Raw genomic sequence first — 20,563 nt, 5'->3', positions numbered from 1 at the left:
GAAGGTAAGTAAAGAATGTCTGCAAACAAACTCGCCAGCAGCGCGCAGGGCCTGCAATCCTCTGCCATCCGTGAATTATTAAAACATAGCAAAATGGCAGGCGTGATTTCGCTGGGGGGCGGTATTCCAAACCCGGATCTGTTCGATCATGAAGGTTTAAAAATTGCCGCTGATGCCGTGCTGTCTCAGCATTTTGGCGAAGCGTTCCAGTACGGCCTGACGGAAGGCGTCCCGGGGCTGCGCGAAGAGATCCAACGCATCTGTGAAGGTCGCGGCATCGCCTGTAAAGCCGATGACGTGGTCATTACATCCGGCTCTCAACAGTCGCTTGACGTGCTGGCGCGTGCGTTAATTAACCCGGGCGATACGGTCGTCGTTGAGCGTCCGACCTACCTCGCCGCGTTGCAGGTCTTTGGCCTGGCACAGGCGAATTTTGAATCCGTCGGCACCGACGGCGACGGCATGAAAGTAGATGAACTTGAAGCGCTGGTGGCAACCAAAACCATCAAAGCGGTTTATATCGTGCCAACCTTTGGTAACCCGGGCGGCGTGACGCTCTCCGAGGCGCGTCGTAAACAGCTGGTGGAATTATCGAAGCGCTATGACTTCGTGATTATCGAAGACGATCCGTACAGCGAAATCAACTATACCGAGGAAGCGTTCCGCCCGCTGATTGCTCATGCCAAAGATATCGGCAATGAGGATAACGTGGTGTACACCTCCACCTTCTCTAAAATCCTCGCGCCGGGCACCCGCGTGGGCTGGGTGCTGGTGCCGGAGTGGCTGAAGCGTGCGGTGGTGAACCTCAAGCAAACCACCGATCTGCACACCAGCACGCTGTCGCAGCTGATGACGTACGAATATCTGAAAACCGGTCGTCTGGCGAATCAGATTAAAATGATCCGCGAAGCCTATCGCCAGAAATACCAGACCTTTGCCAGTGAACTGGAAGCGGAGCTGGGCGATGTGATGTCGTTCCACAAGCCAAAGGGCGGCATGTTCCTGTGGGCGAAAATGAATAACGGCATCAATACGACGAAATGGCTGGAAAAAACGTTGAGCAACGGCGTCGTGTTTGTGCCGGGTGAGTTCTTCTACTGCAACGAGCCGGACCACACCACGCTGCGCATGTCTTTCGTTACCCCAACGGATGAGCAGCTTAAAGAAGCGGTTCGACGTCTGAAAATTTCCCTGTAAGCGGATGCGCATAATGGCAGATGCCGTTATGCGCTGTTCCCGTGTAGGGTAAGGTTATTGCATGGCGTGGGCGAGGGTGCGGTCAAATGCATCGTCGTCTGGCGCCTGTGTGACTTCATGGATCCGACAAATTTTCCCCTCGCGCAGCGTGGCAAACATATACACCTCTAATTCTGCCTGGCGACCATCCGGATATGTCACGGCCACTCTGTGCCGGTCTGCCACACATTCGTTATGGCAACATAACGCTTCCACGCTAAACGTAATCTCGCGGATCTGCGCACGCACATGGTTCAGGTGTTTCATAAATCCCTGATAATCAAGCATGTGACCGTCCGTAACCTGCTGGTAATCGGGCGTAAACACCTCTGCCGGATCTACATTGCCATTGAATAAGCGGGTTAACAGACAGGCCATTTGCTCGCGCTGCGCGGTGTTGTCGGGCTGGTTTATCAGGGATGTAATGATGGTCATGTTAGCTCCTCGTGATGTTGAGCCGCTATTATCCTTGACAGCATAAGGCGTAGTTTCTGTAATAAGTCGAAGAATAACGATTTTCGGTCAAATTCATGCTGACAACTGAGAGGCTTGTTCATCCCGGCGGCTATCACACCCCGTGGCACAGCCATCATGCCGGCCAGCTCTGGCGCATTGCTGCGGGGCTGCTGGTGATTGAGACGCCGCTGGGGCGTTCGGTGGTACCCGCAAAACATATCGGCTGGATCCCGCCTGGTCAGCAGCACGCTGCCTTTTCGGAAAGTGCGATTGAAGGTTGCGCTGTCTATCTTGACCCTGCCGATTGTGAAGGGCTTCCGGAAGAGGCCACGCTTTTCGAGTCTGACGATTTTACCGATGCACTGTTTTCCCGTTTAAGCGTTGCCGGGAGTGAATACGATCCCCGAAAGCTCATCCTGCTGCTGGAGGAGTTGGCTCTGGCGTCTCAGGTCCGCTTTTATCTGCCCGTACCGACCGATCCCCGGCTGAAAAATGTGGTCAGAAAACTGCTGCAATCCGTCGATGATAATCAGACGGTGGAAAGCCATGCCAGCCGTGCCGGGATGAGCGTACGTACATTCAACCGGCGGTTTAGCGCGGAGACGGGGATGAACTTCGTCAACTGGCGCCAGCTGGCGCGCGTCATGCAGGCGATGGAGTGGCTGGCGGCGGGGAAGCCGGTGGGGTGGATTGCGCTCTCGTGCGGATACAGCAGCGTCAGCGCATTTATTGAAGTTTTCAGAACGTGGACCGGTAAAACGCCGGGGCAGTGGGCGATTAAAGAAGGCCCTTTTGCGCAAAGGTAATGCGCGTGGCCTCGTTGAGATCCAGCTCTCTTAACGATTCCGGATAAACCCAGGCGATCTCCTGAAACTCGTCGTTAAACGTAACATCCCGATTGGCGCTGATGCAGTCGAAGATCAGATAAATCATATAAATTTCCTCGGTGGTACCATCGGCGTAAGTTTTGACCCTGATGTCATCGCGAAAAGCCCAGGGCTTGACGTCGATAATGTCCAGCGCGTCGCCCAGCTCCTCACGGACTTCACGGCGCAGCGCCTGTTCCATGGTTTCGCCTGGTTCCATTCCACCACCGCAGAGTGCCCACTGACCGGGGAATACACCGCGATCGTCGGCCATTTTACATAGCAGGTAGGCTCCGTCATTCTGGATGATGGGGCAGACAATGGTTCGTTGGCGCATGATTTCTTCCTGAAAAATGAATTTGGGCTACTATAGCAGATTGGTGATGGAGATCATGTTAGGTGTGTTGGATCCTCATCACTCGGAACAGCGGTGTAGGCCGGGTAAGGCGAAGCCGCCACCCGGCGTTTGACTACCGCTCCCTCAGCGCCTCCTTCGCCCGGTTAAACGGCTTAATCAGATAATCCAGCACCGTTTTCTCCCCGGTCTTAATATCCACCGTCGCAATCATCCCCGGCACAATCGAAAAGTGCCTGCCCGCCTTGTTCACCAGATAATCCTGGCTGGTGCGAATGAATACACGGTAGTAGAACACCTCCGGCTTCGCTTCGTCCTGAATGGTGTCCGGCGAAATGGTCTCCACCACCCCGTGCAGCCCGCCGTAAATCGCGTAATCGTAGGCGGTGATTTTCACCAGCGCCTCCTGATTAGGATGGATAAAGGCGATATCCCGGGGCGAGAGGCGGGTTTCAATCAGCAGGTGATCGTCCACCGGCACAATTTCCATTAACTCGCCGTTGGGCGGTATGACGCCGCCGATGGTGGTCACCTTGATGTTTTTCACGATCCCGCGCACCGGCGACTTCACCGTCAGGCGGGTAACGGAATCCTCGCGGCCTTTCAGGATCGCTGACACCATATCCACCTCGGCGTTGGCCTTCGACAGCGCTTCACGGGCCTGCACGTAATACTGGGAACGCACGTCGGTGAGCTTCAGCTCCAGGTCGCTTTTCTGCCGTTGCAGGCGTAGCACTTCCACGTGGCTGGCGGCACCGGTTTTCACCAGCCGTTGAGTGATCGCCAGTTCTTTATTGGCGAGCGCTAACGCGGAGCGGAGTTCACGCTGCGTATCCTCCAGCTGGGCGCGGCGAGAGTTGTAAAGCCGCGTTTCTGCGGCGGTCAGGTCGGTCCATTTCGCCAGGGAAGGCGGGAATTTCAGCGGGAGATCGTTCACCTCGGCGTACAGGCGCACGCTGGAGGCCAGCGACGCGCGGTAACGCGCCGCGCTTTCGCCGACGTTAGATTCCGAGCGGGTAGGATCCAGCCGCGCCAGCACCTGTCCGGCCTGCACCTGATCCCCTTCGTGTACGTTCAGCTCGGTGAGGATCCCCCCATCCAGCGACTGCAATACCTGCTCGCGTGAACTGGGGATCACTTTTCCGGTGCCGGTTGAGACTTCATCCAGCACCCCGAGCCACGCCCAGACGCCGAGCACCACAAACATCAGCAGGGAGAAGAAAACGATGCGCCGGGCACCGGTATAACCGCTCTCGGAGTCGAGCGCGTTATCCAGATCTTCTACTGCGGCAACGTCACGCTGATTGATTTTCATTGTTCCACTCCCGTCCGGTTGCCTGCTGCTGTTGCTGCATACGGCTGTTGTTCAGCGCCTGCGCTTTTGGCGCGTCCATCACCAGCATGCCATCTTTGAGTACTACCACGCGCTCCACCAGCTCCAGTACCGGCACGCGGTGGGTCGCGACAACCAGCGTGCGGTTGCCGAGCCACGCCCCGAGACGTTGAATAAATTCCCGCTCGGTATGTTCATCAAGGGAGGCGGTCGGTTCATCCATCAGCACGATATTCGGGTCGCGCAGCAGCATCCGCGCCAGCAGAATAGACTGCCGCTGCCCGCCGGACAGCCCGACGCCATTTTCCATAATCGGGTAATCCAGCCCCTTTGGCAGCTTCTGCACAAAGCTGGCCGCGCCGCACATCTCCAGCACCTCGAAGATCTCTTCATCGGTGGCGCGGGGCATGCCGAGCGTGATGTTCTCGCGCAGTGTGCCGTAAAACAGCCGGGCGTTTTGGGTCATAAAGCCGACGTTTCTCCGCACGTCAGCCACGTCCAGATGCGGCAGGCTGAGGTTGTCGAGCCGCAGTTCACCGCCCGCCAGATCCATCCCGCCCGCCATCGCCTGCAACAGGGTTGATTTGCCCGCGCCGTTGCGCCCGAGGATCGCCACTTTTTCGCCCGCTTTGATCTCCAGGCGGTTAATGCGCAGCGCCATGCGCGGATCTTCCGGGTGATAGCGGAACTGCGCCTGCTCGAACAGGTAATGTCCGCGCAGCACGTCCTGACGGATCGGCGTCTCTTCGCGCTGATTCTCGGTCGGCAGCTGCATAATGCTGTCCAGCCCCTCTTTGGCCGCCTTCACCTGCTGCCAGCGGGCCAGCACGCCGCACAGCGTCGCCATCGGGGCGATCATCCGTGAGGCGAGCATTGAGGCGGCCACCACTGAACCGGTGGTTAAGGTGCCGTCGATCACCATCGGCGCGCCCACCACGATCACCCCGGCATAGACCAGGCTCTGAATGGTCATCCCCCAGCTGATCAGGTTCTGCGTCAGTTCGCGGGTGCGCAGGCCGGATTCGGCGGTGATCTGGATATAGCTGTTCCACTGCTGCAAAAAGCGGTTCTCCGCCTGCATCAGCTTGATGTCCTCCAGCCCCTGCACGCTCTCCACCAGCACCGCGTTGCGCAGGGTAGATTCATGCGCCGACTGCTTCGCCAGCTCTGCCAGCTTCTTTTGCAGCAGCAGGCCAGGCAGGATCATAATCACCGCCGCCACCGGGGCGATCCACGCCAGCTGCGGGGCGATGATCGCCAGCACAATCACAAACAGGATAAAGAACGGCAGATCGACGATGGTGGAAATGGTGGAGGAGGTGACCATCTCGCGGATCTGCTCCAGCTCGCGCAACTGGGAGATAAAGCTGCCGGTGGAGCGCGGAATGGCGCTGTGGCGTAGCCGCAGCGCGTGGCCGAAGACCCGATCCGAGACGCGCATATCCGAGCGTTTGCCCAGCAGATCCATAATGTGCCCGCGCGCCACGCGCAGCACAAAACCAAACAGCGTGGCGATCAGTACCCCAATGGTCAGTACGTAGAGCGTCGGGTAGGACTGGGCGGGGATCACCCGGTCATACACCTGCATGGAAAAGACAATGCCGGAGAGGGAGAGCACGTTGATAAACAGCGCCGCCAGCATCACCCAGCTGTAAGGGCGAAGGTCGCGCATCACCAGCCGGTAGAGCCAGTCCGGGCGGTATTTTGAGATATAGGCGTCCACGCGGCTGTCCTTCAGCGCCGCCAGCGGACGCAGGGCGATGACGTGGCGGATGGCAGGCAGCATCGCACTCATCGACAGGCGGTTGGTGTGCGTGTTGTCGTCGAAAAAGCTGACCTCAAGCGTATCCTCGCCGTCGAAATTGTCGATCACGCCGATTTTACCGTCGTTTAGCTCTACCACCACCGGCAGACGCCAGCTGTTGATGGCGTGCTGATCGGCCGTCAGCAGCTGGAACGTCAGCCCGGCTTCACGGGCGAGCTGCGTCAGCGCGGGCACCATCGGTTTGCCTTTCAGCCACGGCGCGCCCGCGATCAGCGAGCCTGGCGAGCAGGCAACGCGATAGCGCGTCGCCACATAGCCAAACGCCTGCGCCCACTGCTCCAGCGCCTCATCCGTCATGTTTTCACCCTGCGGAATATCGCGTTGCTTCATGGCTGGATCTCCACGGTCTGGATGGTGCGGTTTTCAAGATCGAACGCCTGACGTATGCGCCCGGTTTGGTAGAGACAGTTCAGCTGAAGCTGGCGGAGCTGTCCGGCGGTTTGCTGCTGGGTAAAGCGCGCCTGATACACCTCCTGCTCGGCGTTGAGCACGTCGAGCAGCGGGCGGGAACCAAGATCGAGATACTGCTGCTGATACAGCTCGCGGGTACGGGCGCTGAGCGCTTCCTGGCGGCCCTGGATCTGAAGCGTGCTCATCAGGCTCATCACCTGGCTGCGCGCTTCCAGCAGTTTTTGCCGCACCTCAAGACGGGTGCGCTGAATGGTGGACTGGGCCGATTCCACCGCGTGTCCGGCGGCATTACGCCGGGCGGTGAGGCCGCCGCCCTGATAGAGCGGCATCTGCACTTTTACCCACGCGGAGTACTGGGTGCGGTCCCGCGTTTCGTTGCCTGAGTAACGGTCGTTAAGATAGTGGCGGACTTCCGGCTCCAGCGAGACGGTAGGGGTCATCTGCGCGTTGGCATAGTCGAGATTGGCCTGCGCGACGTTGGCCTGCGCCCAGGCCGCTAAAACCGAGGGTACCAGGCGATCGTCCGGCTCGGCAATATCGCAGCTGCGGGCGAGACTTTGCGGAAATTCATTGCTGACCGCGTTCAGGCCGTCCCAGCCCAGCATGCTCATCAGCGTGGCGCGTGAGCTGTCGAGGCTGGCCTGATACTGCATCAGCTGCGCTCGCGCGCCTTCGATACGGGCATCGGTCTGCACCACGTCAGAGAGCGACGTGGCGCCTTCGTCATTACGCAGCTTCGTCAGTGTGCCGATGGAGGTCAGGGCGTCCAGCTGTTCTTTAGCGGTCTCGACCATCTGCTGCCAGGTCTGCACCTGCACCATAGCGATGGCGGTATCGTGGGCGATAGTGTCGATGCTCACCAGCACGTTGGCCTGCTGCTGGGCGACGCCCGCGTTTTCGGCGCGCACCTGGCTTGCGACTTTGCCGAAGTCGTAAAGCATTTGCGAAAGCGAAAGCACCAGCGAGGGGGTAAAGCCATTATCGTCGCCGTCGTGGCTATAGCCGTTATCCATGCCAGCGTTAATTTGCGGATAATATTTTGATTTGGCGACGTCCACATTTTCGCTCTGCTGATAGAGTTTGCCGACGGCTTCACTGATGGCCGGATGCCAGGTCACGGCGCGGTTAACCGCTTCATTCAGCTGTAGCGTGCCGGGGGCGGCTTTGCTGGCTACGGGCGCCACGCGGCCATTTAAAGAGGGGAGTTCCTGCGTTTCGCTTAATTGTCCGGTATTAATCATCGCCGCAGGGTTTGCCGCGATAGCGGGCACAGATATCAGGCAGCACGAGAGCCACCAGTAAGGCATCTTCTTTCCCATGTCTTGTCCCTAATAAAAAAGTACTGCTTTATTGTTTATGCCCGGGCGCTATGCGCGCCCGGGTCATTTCTTGCAGGTGCTATCAGGTAATGATGTGTTGCTGGTTTACAAGCTCGTCGTAGGTGGTCTGAACATTGTCCAGCGTAACGAGCGTAGATTTAGTGTAGGCGGCTCCCGTGCCGTCACGGTCGATGGAGATCACAGTATTGTTACCGCTTTGTGAAACAGAGACATAGTTCCCCAGCGTCGACGCGCTACCGTTCCAGCCCACCAGCAGATCGCCAATGTCGATCTTGTCTCCCTGCGACAGGGAGAAGTTCGTCCAGTGGTCACCCGTGCTGTTACCTGCGGTGGCGTTACCCGCCGTAGTGTTCAACACCTGATAAATCAGCGTGTCGCCGTAGGCCGTGCCGCTAATCACATCGTTATGTTCCGAACTGACAAATTTCGGTGCCATATTGATGGTCAGCGAGGCGGTATCCCGGGTGCCGTTGGCGTCGGTCAGGGTGTAGTTAAAGACCTCCTTGCTGGTGATGGTAGAGAACGATATCCCAGGGTTGAGTGTGTAGGTGTAACTGCCGTCTGCGGCAATTGCCAGCGTGCCGTAGTGGCCCGTGATGTTTACCTGCGTGCTGCCGGTGTAAGGATCCAGCGTGGTGGTTACGCCGTCGTAGCCGGTAATGCTGAGACGGGTATCCACCGAGTGCAGCTGGTCCATCGCGCCCGCGGAGCCGGTGCCGTCAAAGATATTGCCGTCAACGGTGTGGGTGCCCGTGGCGTCAAACTGCGACAGGGAGTAGCTGGTCCCGGTGACGCTTGGGGTAACGGTGATATTTCCCACCCCCAGCGGTCCCATTCTGCCGGTATAGTTCAGCGTATAGGTTCCCGCCTCCAGATCGAGACCCGTCAGGTTGATGGTCGCCGTGCCGCCCAGCAGCAGCCCGCCGTTAAATGAGCCGGATCTGAGGGTGGTGGTGCCGTTGGTCAGCGTCCAGTCGACCGTTAACCCGGTAAGGGTCAGCAGCGAGGCGACGTTAAACGACAGAACCACGTTATGCAGTGCAGTATTAGGATCCACCACGAAGGTCCCGCTTCCGCTGCCCTGGGTTGAGGCAAGCAGCGCGGCGTTCCAGCTCGCCGACCCGACGGTGGTATCCGAGTATGCGGCGGTGCGGTGCACCGAGTTCACGTCCATCGCCGTGCTGACATCGTTCACCGCGTCCATTGGCTGCGCGGTCGGGGTGATGTTCAGCGATGCCGTGTCTTTCGAGCCGTTCGGCGCGGTGATGGTGTAGACGAAGGTATCCGGGGTGCTGATGTTGTCAGCGCCGACTCCGCTGTCCAGGGTGTAAGTGTACTCCCCGGCTGCGTTGATCCGCAGCGTACCGTACTCGCCAGTGATCTCCGTCAGGCCGCTGCTGTTCACCGCCACGCCGTTAACGTCGGAGACCACGGTACCTGCTGGCGCAATATCATCCGCCAGCACATCCCCGGTCGTGCTCTCGCTCACGCTTGCCACGCTGTAGACATGATCCTGCAAGACGTTCAGCGTGTAGGCCGTCAGCGCGGTGATCCCCGCCGCCGTATTGAGCAGGAACAGGTACTCGCCAGCGGGCAGGTTCAACGTCAGCTGCGGGGAGGTGCCGCCCAGCAGCGGCGCGCGCAGCCAGCCGGGTTCAACGCGCATCTGCTCGAAGGTCTGCGTCGCATTGTTGAACTTATAGATGTAGAGGTCGAAAACCGAGGCCAGCGCGACGCCGCCCACGGACGCCTGAACGGTCATGGTGCGGGTGGTGCCTTCTTCCACGTTATAGATGATCGGGTTGGCCAGATCGTCCAGCAGGTTCAGCCCCAGGGTATTGCCAAGGTTGATCCCCACCAGGGTAAAGCCGCCCTGCGACGAGGTGCCGTTGTTGATCGCCTCCACAGTGGTGTCGAAGGTCAGCGAGGCGGTATCGTCCACGGCCACGATCCCGCTGCTGGTAGTGCCTTCGCCCAGCGACAGAACCAGATTTGCCGAGGCGCTGGTGCCGTTATGGGTGATGGTGTAGGTAAAGTTCTCCGTGCGGCCAATGACGGCGGCGCTGGTGTTGGTCAGGTTATAGGTATAGCTGCCGTCCAGGTTGATGGTCAGCGTGCCGTATTGCCCCTGAATCACCGTGCCGTCAGCCGTAACGCTGGTGGTGGTGCCCTGGGCGTTGGTGACCGTAGTGACGGTGGTGCCCGCCGGGGCGTTGTCGCTGCCTGCGGTTGGATCCACGTCAGTGATGACGTTCCCGGCAACGCTGGTCTCGCCGGACACGGTGCCTGCGCTGGTCTCTTTCACCGCCACATCGAGGCTGGTGTAAGAGCCGGTTGCCAGCAGGTTAGTGTTGTAGCTCAGGACGCGATACTGACCATTCGCCAGCCCGTTCAGGTTCAGCGATACCCCCGTCGCGCCGAGGGTCAACAGGTCAGCGAACTGCGGCTGCCCGGTATCGACCACGGTGGTCCAGGTGTTGTTGGCGGCGTCGAAGCGCTGTACCACCAGCTCAAGGGTATTGAGCAGGGAAAGAACGGCACCCGTGGCGTTGGCGTTCACGGCAATATCCGCACTGCCGCCGTTGCCGACGGTGAAACCTACCTGCGCGGTGTCGTTGCCGAGCAGCGTCAGCACGTTACCTAAGGCGCCTACCAGCAGGAAACCATAGTCGCTGTACTGCGAATTGGTCACCGTGGCGGTGGTCGTGAGCGCCAGTTCTTCAGCGTTGGTGCTGGCAGAGAGCGGCACCACCGGCGCAAGGGCTGAGCCGGGCAGCGAAACGTTGCCTGCCGCATCGGTGGCGGTGATTTGCAGCGTCTGACCTTCCGTCTGTTTATTGAGGAAGGTGTAGCTCCAGGAACCGTTGCTGTCCGCCGTGGCGGTGACCGTTGAATTATCCGCCAGGCGGATGGTGACGGTGCTGCCCGCTTCAGCGCTACCGGTCAGTACGCTGCCGTCTGCGTTGAAGGTCCCGGTTGGAGCCGTTGGCGCAGTGAGATCGACAATGACGGTGGTTGACGTGGAAATCGGGCTGGTGCCCGAGCCGTTGCTCGCCGTGGCGGTGAAGGCATGCGGGCCTTCACTCAGCACCGGCGTGGTGAAGCTCCAGTTGCCGCTGGCATTCGCGGTGACCGTGCCCATCAGCACCCCGTTGTTATAGAGGGTGATGGTCGTGTTCGGCTGCGCCGTGCCGCTCAGGGTTGGCGTGGTGTCATCGGTGGTATTCCCGTTGGTCAGGTTGCCCGTCACCGTGCCAACGTTATCGTCAATATTGGCGATAACAGGCGCGTTCGGGATTGTGGTGATCGGGGCAATCACGGAGGTGGTGATACCCGCGTTACCGGCCTTATCGGTAGCAAAGACGATCAGGGATTCACCGGCGGTCTGTGCAGGGGTGATGGTGGCGCTGAAGCTTCCGCTACCGTCCGCGACGGCCGTTCCAAGCACGGTTCCGGTGCTGCTGGTGATGGTGACGGTGCTTCCCGCTTCCGCTGTACCGGTAACCTGCGTCCCGTTGGTGATCACCGCCAGCCCGGTTGGGGCTGGTGGCGGCGTCAGGTCAACGTTAATCGTGATAATCGGTGAAGCCACGCTGGTATTGCCCGCGGCATCGGTGGCGGTTGCGGTGAAGTTATGCGCGCCTTCCGTCAGCGTGGTGCTGGTTTGCGGCAGCGTCCAGTTGCCGTTGGCATCGGCAGTGACGGTCCCCACCAGCGTCGTGCCGTCGTAAATACGTACGGTGGCATTGGCTTCTGCCGTACCGTTTAAGGTCGGACGGGTGTCGTTGGTTGGGTTGGTGCCAGTAACAGGTCCGGTGACGGTCCCCACATCATCCTCAATCGAGGTGATTGCCGGTACGACAGGGGCGGTGGCATCCACATTAATGGTGTAACCGCCGGTCTGCGCGCTGGCGTTGCCCACCGCGTCGGTAGCGGAGAAGGTCAGATTATGCGGCCCGTCAGCCAGCGGGGTGGAAGGCGTAAAGCTCCACGCGCCGCCGGTGGCGACTGCGGTGCCAATCTGTACCCCATTATCAAAGATGGTGACCGTCGCGCCGGCTTCTGCCGTACCGGTGAGCGTTGGCCGCGCGTCGTTGGTTAACCCGCCGTTGGCGACAGGCGCAGCGACGTTACCGACATCGTCGGTGATGCTGGTCAGCACCGGCAGCGCTGGCGGTGTGGTGTCAATGGTCAGGCTGAAGTCGGCGGACGACGTGCTGGTGTTACCCGCCTGATCCGTTGCTTCTGCGGTAAAGGTGTGTGACCCACTGTCCAGCGGCACGGTGATATCGACGGTCCAGTTGCCATCGGCATCGGCAGTACCGGTGCCCACCAGCGTGGTGCCCTCATAAATATTCACGGTGGCCAGCGGCTCGCTGGTCCCCACCAGACGCGGGAGAGGATCGTTGGTGGTCTGGCCGGAACCTATTGCCCCGGTGATGGTGCCAACGTCGTCAATCGCCTGGGTGATAACCGGCGCGACAGGCGCAGCCGTATCTACCACCAGCGTAAAGCCTGGTGAGGCAGGGCTGACGTTGCCCGCGGCATCGGTTACCGTGGCGGTCCAGGTGTGGCTGCCGTTTGCCAGCGTACCGGTGGTAAAGCTCCATACGCCGTTTGCGTCCGCCACGGCGGTACCCACTTCACGGCCACTTTCAAAAATGGTGATGGTCGCGTTGGCCGCCGCGGTGCCGTTCAGCGTTGGCGTGGTGTCGTCTGTGCTTTGTCCCGAGGCGACCGGGCCCAGCACGGTACCAGCATCGTCAGTGGCCGGGGTAAAGACCGGTGCCTCAGGCACCGAGGTATCCACCGTCAGGTTGAACGGTGGTGAGGTGACCCCGGTATTGCCTGCGGCATCGGTGGCGTTGAAGGTAATAACGTGCGGCCCTTCGCCCAGTTCAGTGGTCGGCGTGAAGGTCCAGTTACCCTGGGCGTTGACGACCGCCGTGCCGATTTCCACATCATCGACAATAACGTGTACCGTTGCGCCCACTTCCCCCGTACCGTTGAAGGTTGGACGGGTGTCGTTCGTGGAGCCGTCGCTGGCGAGGGTTCCCGTTCCCGGGCTGACATCGTCTATTACCGTGGTAACCACCGGGGCCGCAGGCCCGGCGGTATCCACCGTAAAGGCGAACACTGGCGAGTTGGCGGAGACGTTTCCGACATCATCGCTGGCGTTAACGCGCAGGTTATACGTCCCGTCAGTCAGTACCGGATCCGGCGTAAAGGTCCAGTTGCCGCTGCCGTCGACCGTGGTGGTGCCAATCTCCACGCCGTTATTCAGCACGTGAATGATGGTACCCGCCTGGCCGGTGCCGCTGAGGGTTGGCGTGGTGTCATTGGTCACCTGCCCGGCGGTAAGCGGGCCGGTTGCGCCTCCCGGGGCGTTGTCGCTGACCGTAACGATCGTCGGCACCTGTGGCGCAGTCAGATCGATTTCGACGCTCCAGGCGTTGGACGGCTGGCTGACGTTGCCCTGCGGATCCGTCGCTCTGACAGTAAAGTCATGCGTCCCTTCGCCGAGGGCGGTTTCAGGGGTAAATGTCCAGGCACCGGTGCCGTCTGCTGCCACCGTACCAATTTGCGTAGCGCCATCAAAAATGGCGACGACGCTGTTCGGCTCGGCGCTACCGGTCAGGGTTGGCGTAGTGTCGTTGGTTGGATCGCCGCTTGGGACAGGCGTTGCCGCATTCCCTGCGTTATCCGTCACGCTGGTAATTACCGGCGTGGTGGAAACGGTGTCGACAACGATGGTGATCCCGGCCGACGGGGCGCTCTCATTGCCTGCCGGGTCGGTGGCGGTCACGGTCAGGGTGTGGCTGCCGTCGTCCAGCGCAGGCGGCGTGTAGCTCCAGGTGCCGGTCGGACCGACAACAACGGTGCCCAGCGGGTCGCCGTCATCGTACACCGTAATGGTGTCCCCGGCCGTGCCTGTTCCGGTCAGGGTAGGACGGTTGTCGTTGGTGCTCTGCCCGTCAGCGATTGGGCCGGTGACCGGGCCTACGTCATCGGTCACCGCACCGATGGCTGGTGCGGTCGGATCGGTGAGGTCGACGGTGACGGTCGCGATCGGCGACTGCCCGCTGGTCGCGCCGGTGCCGGTATTCGTGGCGGTGACGGCGAAGGTGTGTGGGCCTTCCGCGAGCGGCAGCAGCGGCGTGTAGCTCCAGTTGCCGTCTGTATCCGCAACAATTTCGGTCAGCGGAACCAGCGCCCCATCCAGATAAATGGTGATGACGCTACCCGGATCGGCGGTGCCGGTAAGGGTAGGCGTGGTGTCATTGGTGGTTTTATCTTTCACATCGCCAGTGACGGGATCGGCATCATCGTTGATTGCCGTAATCACCGGCACCGCTGGCAGAATAAGCGGGGAGTCCGGTACGTCAAAGGTGGTTGTCGGGCTTGCATTACCTGCGGCGTCCGTGGCGAACAGCGTCAGCGTCGCGGGATCCAGTTGGGCCGGGGAGAGGGCGATGGAGAAGGTGCCTCCCGTCGCGACCCCGGTCCCGATGATATTGCCGCCGGCGTCACGCACCGTCACCGTGGTTCCGTCATCTGCCGTACCGGTCAGCGGCGTGCCCTCTGCGGCAATGGTGATATTGGTTGGCGTTGCAGGAAGCAGCGTATCCACCGTCACGCTGAGATCGCCGGAGCTGGCGGAGGTATTCCCCGCCGCGTCACTTGCGGCAACCGAGAAGGTGTGCGGCCCTTCCGCAAGCGCGGGGTCGGCTGTCCAGGACCATGTCCCGTTCGGCTGAACCACCACGACCACCGGAGACGGCGTGCCATCAACAGAAACGGTTACGCTCGAACCCGGTTCGCCAATCCCGGTGAGGGTTGGGGTACCGTCGCGGGTGTAAAGCACGCTGTTGGTCAGTTGGCTGTCAGAGACGGCGTCAATTTGCGGCACGGTCGGTGCCTGCGTATCGACCGTCACGCTAAAGACCGGGCTGACCGGGCTCAGGTTACCCGCGTCGTCCACCGCGGCGACGGTGATATTCAGCGGGCCATCGGTTTGTGTCGGCAGGGTGTATGACCACTCGCCATTGGCGATTTCAACGCGATCCACTTCCACGCCGTTGTTGTAGATAATCACCGTTTCGCCGGTCGTGCCGCCTCCGCCAATGACAGGTGTATTATCGTTGGTTGAGCCTCCATTCTGAGCGCCGCCAATGGAACCGATGAGCGGGGTATCCGGGGCGAGGGTGTCGACCGTTATCGTGATACCGGTTGATGGCAGAGATTCATTGCCGGCTTCATCGGTGGCGGTCGCCGTGTATTGGTGCGTCCCTTCGCCAATGTTGCTCTCAGGACGCCAGCTCCAGTTACCGCTACCGTCCACCGTGACGCTGCCCACGGCCTGCGGCTCGCCTGTACCCACCTGGTCATAGATGGTAATGACGTCATTCGGCGTACCGGTGCCGCTCAGTACCGGGCGCGGATCGTTGGTGGTTCCGCCGTTGTCCACTGGCCCGGTGATCTGGCTTACGCTGTCTGTCACCGTCGGGATCCCCGGCTGGCCCGGCGCGTCGGTATCAATGGTAATGGTCACTGGCGTGGACGGTGCGCTTTCGTTCCCGGCGCTGTCCTGATTGGTCACCGTCAGGGAGAGATCGTAGGTGCCGTCAGGGAGCGGATCCTCCGGTGTCCAGCTCCAGTTACCGTCGCCATCGATCTCGGCTTCACCTATTTTGGTTGCGCCATCGTAAATGTTTACGGTATCTCCCGGCGTGCCCGAGCCGCTCAGGGTTGGTGTGGTATCGCGGGTGGTCTCCCCAGGATTCAGAGCCGTCCCCGGTGTGGCGCCGTCCGGGTTCACGGTGATCTCAGGAATATCCGGCGTTGCAGGCGCGGTCGTGTCGATCGCCAGCTCAAACGGTGGCGAGATGGTGGTATTACCCGCCTCATCCGTCGCGTGGACCGTCAGCGAATGCGGGCCGTCCGTCAGCGGCGTGGTTGGCGTAAAGCTCCAGCCGCCGCTACCGTCAAGCACGGCCGTGCCGAGCAGGGTGGTCCCATCATAGATAGTGATGGTGGTGCCTTCCGGTGCGGTTCCCTGCAGCTGCGGCAGCGTGTCATCGGTAGTATCCCCGCTGTTAAGCGGAACCTGCACAGTGCCGATTTTATCGGAGACGGTGTCAAGGGTGGCCGCCGGTGGCGGAGTGGTATCGACGGTAAAGGTAAAGCCGGGTGATGATGCGCTGGTGTTGCCGGCCGCATCGCTCGCGACGACGGTGAACGTATGCTGCCCGTTCCCTAATGCGGTAGTGGGCGTGAAGGTCCATGCGCCACCGTTGTTCACAATGGCAGTACCAATATCCTGTCCGTCCAGGCGGATCGTCACGGTGGAGCCCGGCTCGCCGGTACCGTTCAGCGTCGGGAGCGTGTCGTTGGTGATTTGGTTGTTGTCGAGCGGCCCCGTGCGGCCCGGTACGTCATCAATGACCTGCGTAATGGCTGGAGCGCCCGGCGCGGCGGTATCCACCGTGATGCTCCAGGTGTTCGATGTCCCGCTGAGGTTATTGTTGGCGTCAACCGCCGTCGCCGTCAGCACGTGCCCGCCGTCGGGAAGATCCGTTTCCAGCGTGATGGACCACTGGCCGTCAGGCCCAACCACCGCGGTGCCGATTTCAGTGGTGCCGCTGTAGAGGGTGATCGTCGTGCCGGGCTCGCCCGTTCCGTTGATGGTCGGGGTTTTGTCGTTGGTGAGACCGTTCTGGCTGACAGGACCGGTGACGTCGAGCGCATCATCCTCCACGCCTGTGATGACCGGGGTTTGTGCCGCGGTGATGTCCGGCGCGTCAAACGGCGCGGTCGGGCCGGTGTTTCCGGCGGTATCGGTGGCATCTGCGGTCAGGGCTTCGCCGTTGGCTTTCGGCGGGATCAGATCAACGCTGAAATTACCCTGATCGTCGGCGACCGCTTCCCCGACCTTAACGCCATTTTCACGAATGGTGACGGTGCTGCCCGGCTCGGCTGTACCGGTTACCGTGGTGCCGTCGGCAGAGATCACCACGTTTTCCGGTGCCAGCGGTGGCGTGCTGTCTGGCGCGTCGGCAAAGCCGGACGGACTGGTGTTGCCGCTGCCGTCGGTGGCCGTCACTTCAAGGGCTTCGCCGTTGGTCTGGGCTGGCGAAATCGGGATGGTAAAGGTGCCGTCCGGACCGGCGGTGGCCTGGCCGATAATCGTACCGTCCGGCGCTTTAATAATAATCGTGCTGTTTGGCTCGGCGGTTCCGCTGACGCTTGCCCCGTCTTCCGCCACCACCAGGTTACCCGGTGCGGCAGGCGCGGTGATGTCCGCTGCGTTAACCAGCGCCGGGGAACTCTGGTTGCCTGCGGCATCGGAGGCGACCACGGAGATGATCTCGCCGTTCACTTGTGCAGGGTTCAGGTTGGCGACGTAGTTGCCGTTGCTGTCGGCAGTGGCGGTCCCGATTTGCACCCCGGCGTTGTTGGTGATGACAATTTTACTGCCCGGCTCGGCAGTACCGGTGATTTGCGTGCCTGTCGAATTGAGCGTCGCCTCCGGCATGTCTGGCGGCGTAAGATCGACGGTAAAGTTGATCGGCTGAGACAGGCCGCTCTGGTTGCCTGCTGCATCGGTCGCGGTGGTGGTAATGGCGTGGTTTCCTTCAGACAGGTTGGTCGACGGGGTAAAGCTCCATTTCCCGGTAGCATCGGCCGTGGCGGTGCCGATCGGCTTGCCGTTGTCATAGAAGGTAATAACGGTGCCAGCTTCACTGATGCCGCTGAACGTCGGGCGTGCATCGTCCGTGCGTTGTCCGTTGCTCAGCGGGCCCGCTTCGGTGCCCACGTTATCATTGACGGTGACAATCTCGGGGGCAGCCGGCGCGGTTGAATCCGGTGCCGTGACCTGAACGCCCGGGCTGGTATTGCCGGACGGATCGGTGGCGGTGGCGGTGATCTGCTCCCCGTTGGTGAGCGGCGTGCCGAGATCGATAGTAAATTTCCCGTCGCTGCCAGCCTTGCCCGTTCCGATGGTGTTGCCATCGGCATCTTTCAGTGTCACGGTGCTGCCCGGCTCAGCCGTACCGGACACGGTTTTGCCGTCAGGCGAAACCTCCAGATTGGCAGGTGCATCCGGCGCGGTGAGATCCGGTGCTGTGACCTGACCACCCTGGCTGGTATTGCCGGACGGGTCGGTGGCCGTGGCGGTGATCTGCTCCCCGTTGGTGAGCGGCGTACCGAGATCGATAGTAAATTTGCCGTCGCTGCCGACCTTGCCCGTTCCAATGGTGTTGCCATCGGCATCTTTAAGGGTAATCGTGCTGCCCGGTTCAGCCGTACCTGTTACGGTTTTGCCGTCAGGTGAGACCTGAAGATTAGTGGGAGCATTCGGAGGCGTAGTATCAGGTTCGGAAGGATTTCCCGGATTACCGGGATTCGGGTTGTTGTTATCGTCATCTCCGCCACCTCCACCGCCGGTTCCCGCCGCAATAGCAATCCCACCTGCGGCGGCCAGGCCACCCAGCACCCAGGGCCACGCAGCGGCGCCGCCGGCATCACTCCCTGACGCCGCCAGTAATGCATCGGTGGAGGCGATGGATTCATAGGTCGCGGCACCGGTTGGATCTTCAATCCACCACAGCGCTCCGTCACTCTCTTCAAGCACCAGCTGGCTTACGCCCTGCGCATCAGTAACGTAGAAATTCTTGAGGGTAATCACTTCGCCCGAGTTGAGGGTAATCACCAGATCGTTTCCGCTGCGGGAGTAATCTGCGATGTTGGCTCGATCCACGTTAAGCTTAACGATTGAGGAGTGATCGAGTGTTATCTGTGTCCCTTCCGTGGTCGTTTCCACGCCAGTTAATTTAGATATAACAGATATTTGGCTCATACAGTTATTACTCCAGCAGAGTGATTGGTTACGGCGTGTCAAACAAAGCCATCGTTTCTGAAGGGATGAACGCGCTCCCGGCGAAAATACTGTTTAATAAACAGGATTTACCGTTACTTTCTTTAGCGCGACCGATGCCCGCCAGGATTAAAAGTGGCAACCTCAGGGCAAAGCTAATTATTTACACAGGAAATAGTTGTTTATTTATATGTTTGCGATTTATAAGCCTTATTATTTGTGCAGGTATTAAATTATTTCGTTATAAAAATGATATAGCTATAAATGTCTGAATACGCAAATTAAGTGTTCGTAAACCCAACGCGGCTATTGCAGGGGAGATTAATTGATAGCGTGAATATATTTCGTTAGCTATGAGGGCGCGTGGATAAAGGGTTTCGGCGTAAAAGGTGCAACCCTTAAAACGGTGCTGGTGGGGCGATATTAATAATTATAATATGCGATAAATATCTAATTTTGGTTAGGTTTAATTGCTGCTTAATTGTAGTTTAAGTTAGGGTAAAATATCTGGTGTATGATATATTTAAAACTCTCTCATTTATAAAATATATTTTTACGGGCGGGTTAATTTCTGCTACTCAAAAAAATTACGTATTTTCTTCTCATGTTTAATAAATAAAAGGCCGCAAGCGTGGCCTTTCAGAGGCTATCGGTATTAGCCTAAAGAAATTATGCCGATTTCCACGAGGGCAGCTAATGTCAAAAGAATAAAGAGGATAACAACTATTGGTCTGTACATTTTTAAGGTTCCATCCTTGTGTGAAGTCCTGCCCATCGTGTCCGTTGTCATTTTCCATGGTAATGACGTGCTGTCGTTGATGCTCATCAAAGGGATGCAGTAGATTGAGGAAAATCTGCATTCAGGGTTGGAACCATTTAACGCTGTGTGGGTTGCGTGGCGGGGAGCTGTCGCCACTGGCGGATGTGCTCGATCAGGGCTCTGAGCTTGGGGGCCATATTGTGGCGCTGGGGAAAATAGAGATAAAAACCAGGAAAAGATGGAAGAAACGCATCCAGTAAGGAAACCAGCTGTCCTGATTCAATGTACGGTGTGAAGGTGTCCTCCGTGGCAAAGGTTATACCACCGCCGGCCAGCGCGAGGCTGAGCATAAGACGCAGATCGTTAGTGGTGATTTGTGGTTCAATTGCCACATCGAAAGGGACGCCTGCTTCCTCAAACTCCCAGCGATAGGGGGCAACGTCCGGGGAAGGGCGCCAGCCGATACACCGATGAGCGACCAGTTCACGGGGGTGCGTCGGTGCGCTGTGTGTCGCCAGATAGGAAGGTGAAGCCACCACCCGTTCACGCTGCTGGCCCGTAAGGGGAATAGCGATCATGTCTTTTTCGATAACTTCGCCCAGCCTCACCCCGGCGTCATAGCCCGCTGCCACGATATCGAATTCCTCATCTGACACGAAAACATCAAGCGATACCGCAGGATGCGCGGCCGTAAACGAGGCGAGCAGTGGGCCCGAAAGAAACGCTTCCGCAATTGAGGTGACAGCGATCCTGAGCTGTCCGCGCGGTATGCTGTCCGAGATGACGTCGTCAAAGGCCGCCTCAATGTTGGCGATGGGCCCCAGCAACGATTTATGCAACCGTTCACCCGCTTCGGTGAGCCTTACCGAGCGCGTGGTGCGCATCACCAGCAGGGTCTGAAACCCATCTTCGAGACGTCTTATTCCCTGGCTGACAGCGGAACGGGTTATGCCCAGGCGCCCGGCGGCAGCGCTGAAGCTGCGTTCTTCGGCGACCGCCAGAAAAAGCGGTAACAAATTAAGATCGATTTTCATTGTTTAACATTGCTAACCAGTGAGTCCAGTAAAGGCAGGATACAAGAAACAATGGTCTGTATCTATGA

At 59.4% G+C, this 20,563-nt stretch carries 9 protein-coding genes; 2 read left to right on the top strand and 7 right to left on the bottom strand.

The genetic code is table 11. From position 1 onward, the window contains the following. The first annotated feature begins 15 nt into the window (after positions 1 to 15). Positions 16 to 1,197 (top strand): PLP-dependent aminotransferase family protein, encoded by a 1,182-nt coding sequence (locus tag ACOT1A_RS05150; RefSeq protein WP_022649114.1) that lies wholly within the window; start codon positions 16 to 18, stop codon positions 1,195 to 1,197. A gap of 54 nt (positions 1,198 to 1,251) precedes the next feature. On the opposite strand, the gene ACOT1A_RS05145 is transcribed toward ACOT1A_RS05150, so the two are convergent. After that, positions 1,252 to 1,671: a nuclear transport factor 2 family protein gene (locus tag ACOT1A_RS05145; RefSeq protein WP_063152632.1), complete on the bottom strand. Its 420-nt coding sequence runs from the start codon at positions 1,669 to 1,671 to the stop codon at positions 1,252 to 1,254. A 95-nt stretch (positions 1,672 to 1,766) separates the two neighbouring features. Here ACOT1A_RS05145 and ACOT1A_RS05140 point away from each other — a divergent pair, with 95 nt between their 5' ends. Next, a complete protein-coding gene (locus ACOT1A_RS05140; protein WP_063148627.1) occupies positions 1,767 to 2,498 on the top strand; it encodes a helix-turn-helix domain-containing protein in 732 nt (243 codons plus the stop codon). On the opposite strand, the gene nudI is transcribed toward ACOT1A_RS05140, so the two are convergent. The 6 genes from nudI to ACOT1A_RS05110 all read right to left on the bottom strand — a co-directional run bounded on the left by nudI (position 2,470) and on the right by ACOT1A_RS05110 (position 20,495). Then, complete coding sequence (gene nudI / locus ACOT1A_RS05135; protein WP_022649111.1) at positions 2,470 to 2,895, bottom strand: nucleoside triphosphatase NudI; 426 nt, start codon at positions 2,893 to 2,895, stop codon at positions 2,470 to 2,472. The genes ACOT1A_RS05140 and nudI overlap by 29 nt on opposite strands. A gap of 133 nt (positions 2,896 to 3,028) precedes the next feature. Continuing rightward, a complete protein-coding gene (locus ACOT1A_RS05130; protein ID WP_063146930.1) occupies positions 3,029 to 4,228 on the bottom strand; it encodes an HlyD family efflux transporter periplasmic adaptor subunit in 1,200 nt (399 codons plus the stop codon). After that, positions 4,209 to 6,401 carry a type I secretion system permease/ATPase gene (locus tag ACOT1A_RS05125; protein ID WP_126290842.1) on the bottom strand — a complete coding sequence of 731 codons (2,193 nt, stop codon included), beginning with the start codon at positions 6,399 to 6,401 and terminating at the stop codon, positions 4,209 to 4,211. Before ACOT1A_RS05125 ends, ACOT1A_RS05130 begins: the two co-directional genes overlap by 20 nt. Then, positions 6,398 to 7,801, bottom strand: a complete 1,404-nt coding sequence (locus ACOT1A_RS05120) for a TolC family outer membrane protein (RefSeq protein ID WP_046621232.1) — start codon at positions 7,799 to 7,801, stop codon at positions 6,398 to 6,400. Before ACOT1A_RS05120 ends, ACOT1A_RS05125 begins: the two co-directional genes overlap by 4 nt. Before the next feature lie 82 nt (positions 7,802 to 7,883). Then, complete coding sequence (locus ACOT1A_RS05115; RefSeq protein WP_276169940.1) at positions 7,884 to 18,683, bottom strand: BapA/Bap/LapF family large adhesin; 10,800 nt, start codon at positions 18,681 to 18,683, stop codon at positions 7,884 to 7,886. 894 nt (positions 18,684 to 19,577) lie between these two features. Next, positions 19,578 to 20,495, bottom strand: coding sequence for a LysR family transcriptional regulator (locus ACOT1A_RS05110; RefSeq protein ID WP_058646216.1), 918 nt, complete (start codon positions 20,493 to 20,495; stop codon positions 19,578 to 19,580). Between the last annotated feature and the right edge of the window lie 68 nt (positions 20,496 to 20,563).

This window comes from Enterobacter cloacae complex sp. SYL003, from assembly GCF_049236925.1.
GTDB lineage: Bacteria > Pseudomonadota > Gammaproteobacteria > Enterobacterales > Enterobacteriaceae > Enterobacter > Enterobacter intestinihominis.
Note: the sequence above shows the minus strand (reverse complement) of the source record. Positions and strands in the feature narration are given on the sequence as shown.

Coding starts and splice junctions, on each gene's coding strand:
- ACOT1A_RS05150 (WP_022649114.1), top strand. CDS start 16: ATGTCTGCAAACAAACTCGCCAGCAGCGCGCAGGGCCTGCAATCCTCT.
- ACOT1A_RS05145 (WP_063152632.1), bottom strand. CDS start 1,671: ATGACCATCATTACATCCCTGATAAACCAGCCCGACAACACCGCGCAG.
- ACOT1A_RS05140 (WP_063148627.1), top strand. CDS start 1,767: ATGCTGACAACTGAGAGGCTTGTTCATCCCGGCGGCTATCACACCCCG.
- nudI (WP_022649111.1), bottom strand. CDS start 2,895: ATGCGCCAACGAACCATTGTCTGCCCCATCATCCAGAATGACGGAGCC.
- ACOT1A_RS05130 (WP_063146930.1), bottom strand. CDS start 4,228: ATGAAAATCAATCAGCGTGACGTTGCCGCAGTAGAAGATCTGGATAAC.
- ACOT1A_RS05125 (WP_126290842.1), bottom strand. CDS start 6,401: ATGAAGCAACGCGATATTCCGCAGGGTGAAAACATGACGGATGAGGCG.
- ACOT1A_RS05120 (WP_046621232.1), bottom strand. CDS start 7,801: ATGGGAAAGAAGATGCCTTACTGGTGGCTCTCGTGCTGCCTGATATCT.
- ACOT1A_RS05115 (WP_276169940.1), bottom strand. CDS start 18,683: ATGAGCCAAATATCTGTTATATCTAAATTAACTGGCGTGGAAACGACC.
- ACOT1A_RS05110 (WP_058646216.1), bottom strand. CDS start 20,495: ATGAAAATCGATCTTAATTTGTTACCGCTTTTTCTGGCGGTCGCCGAA.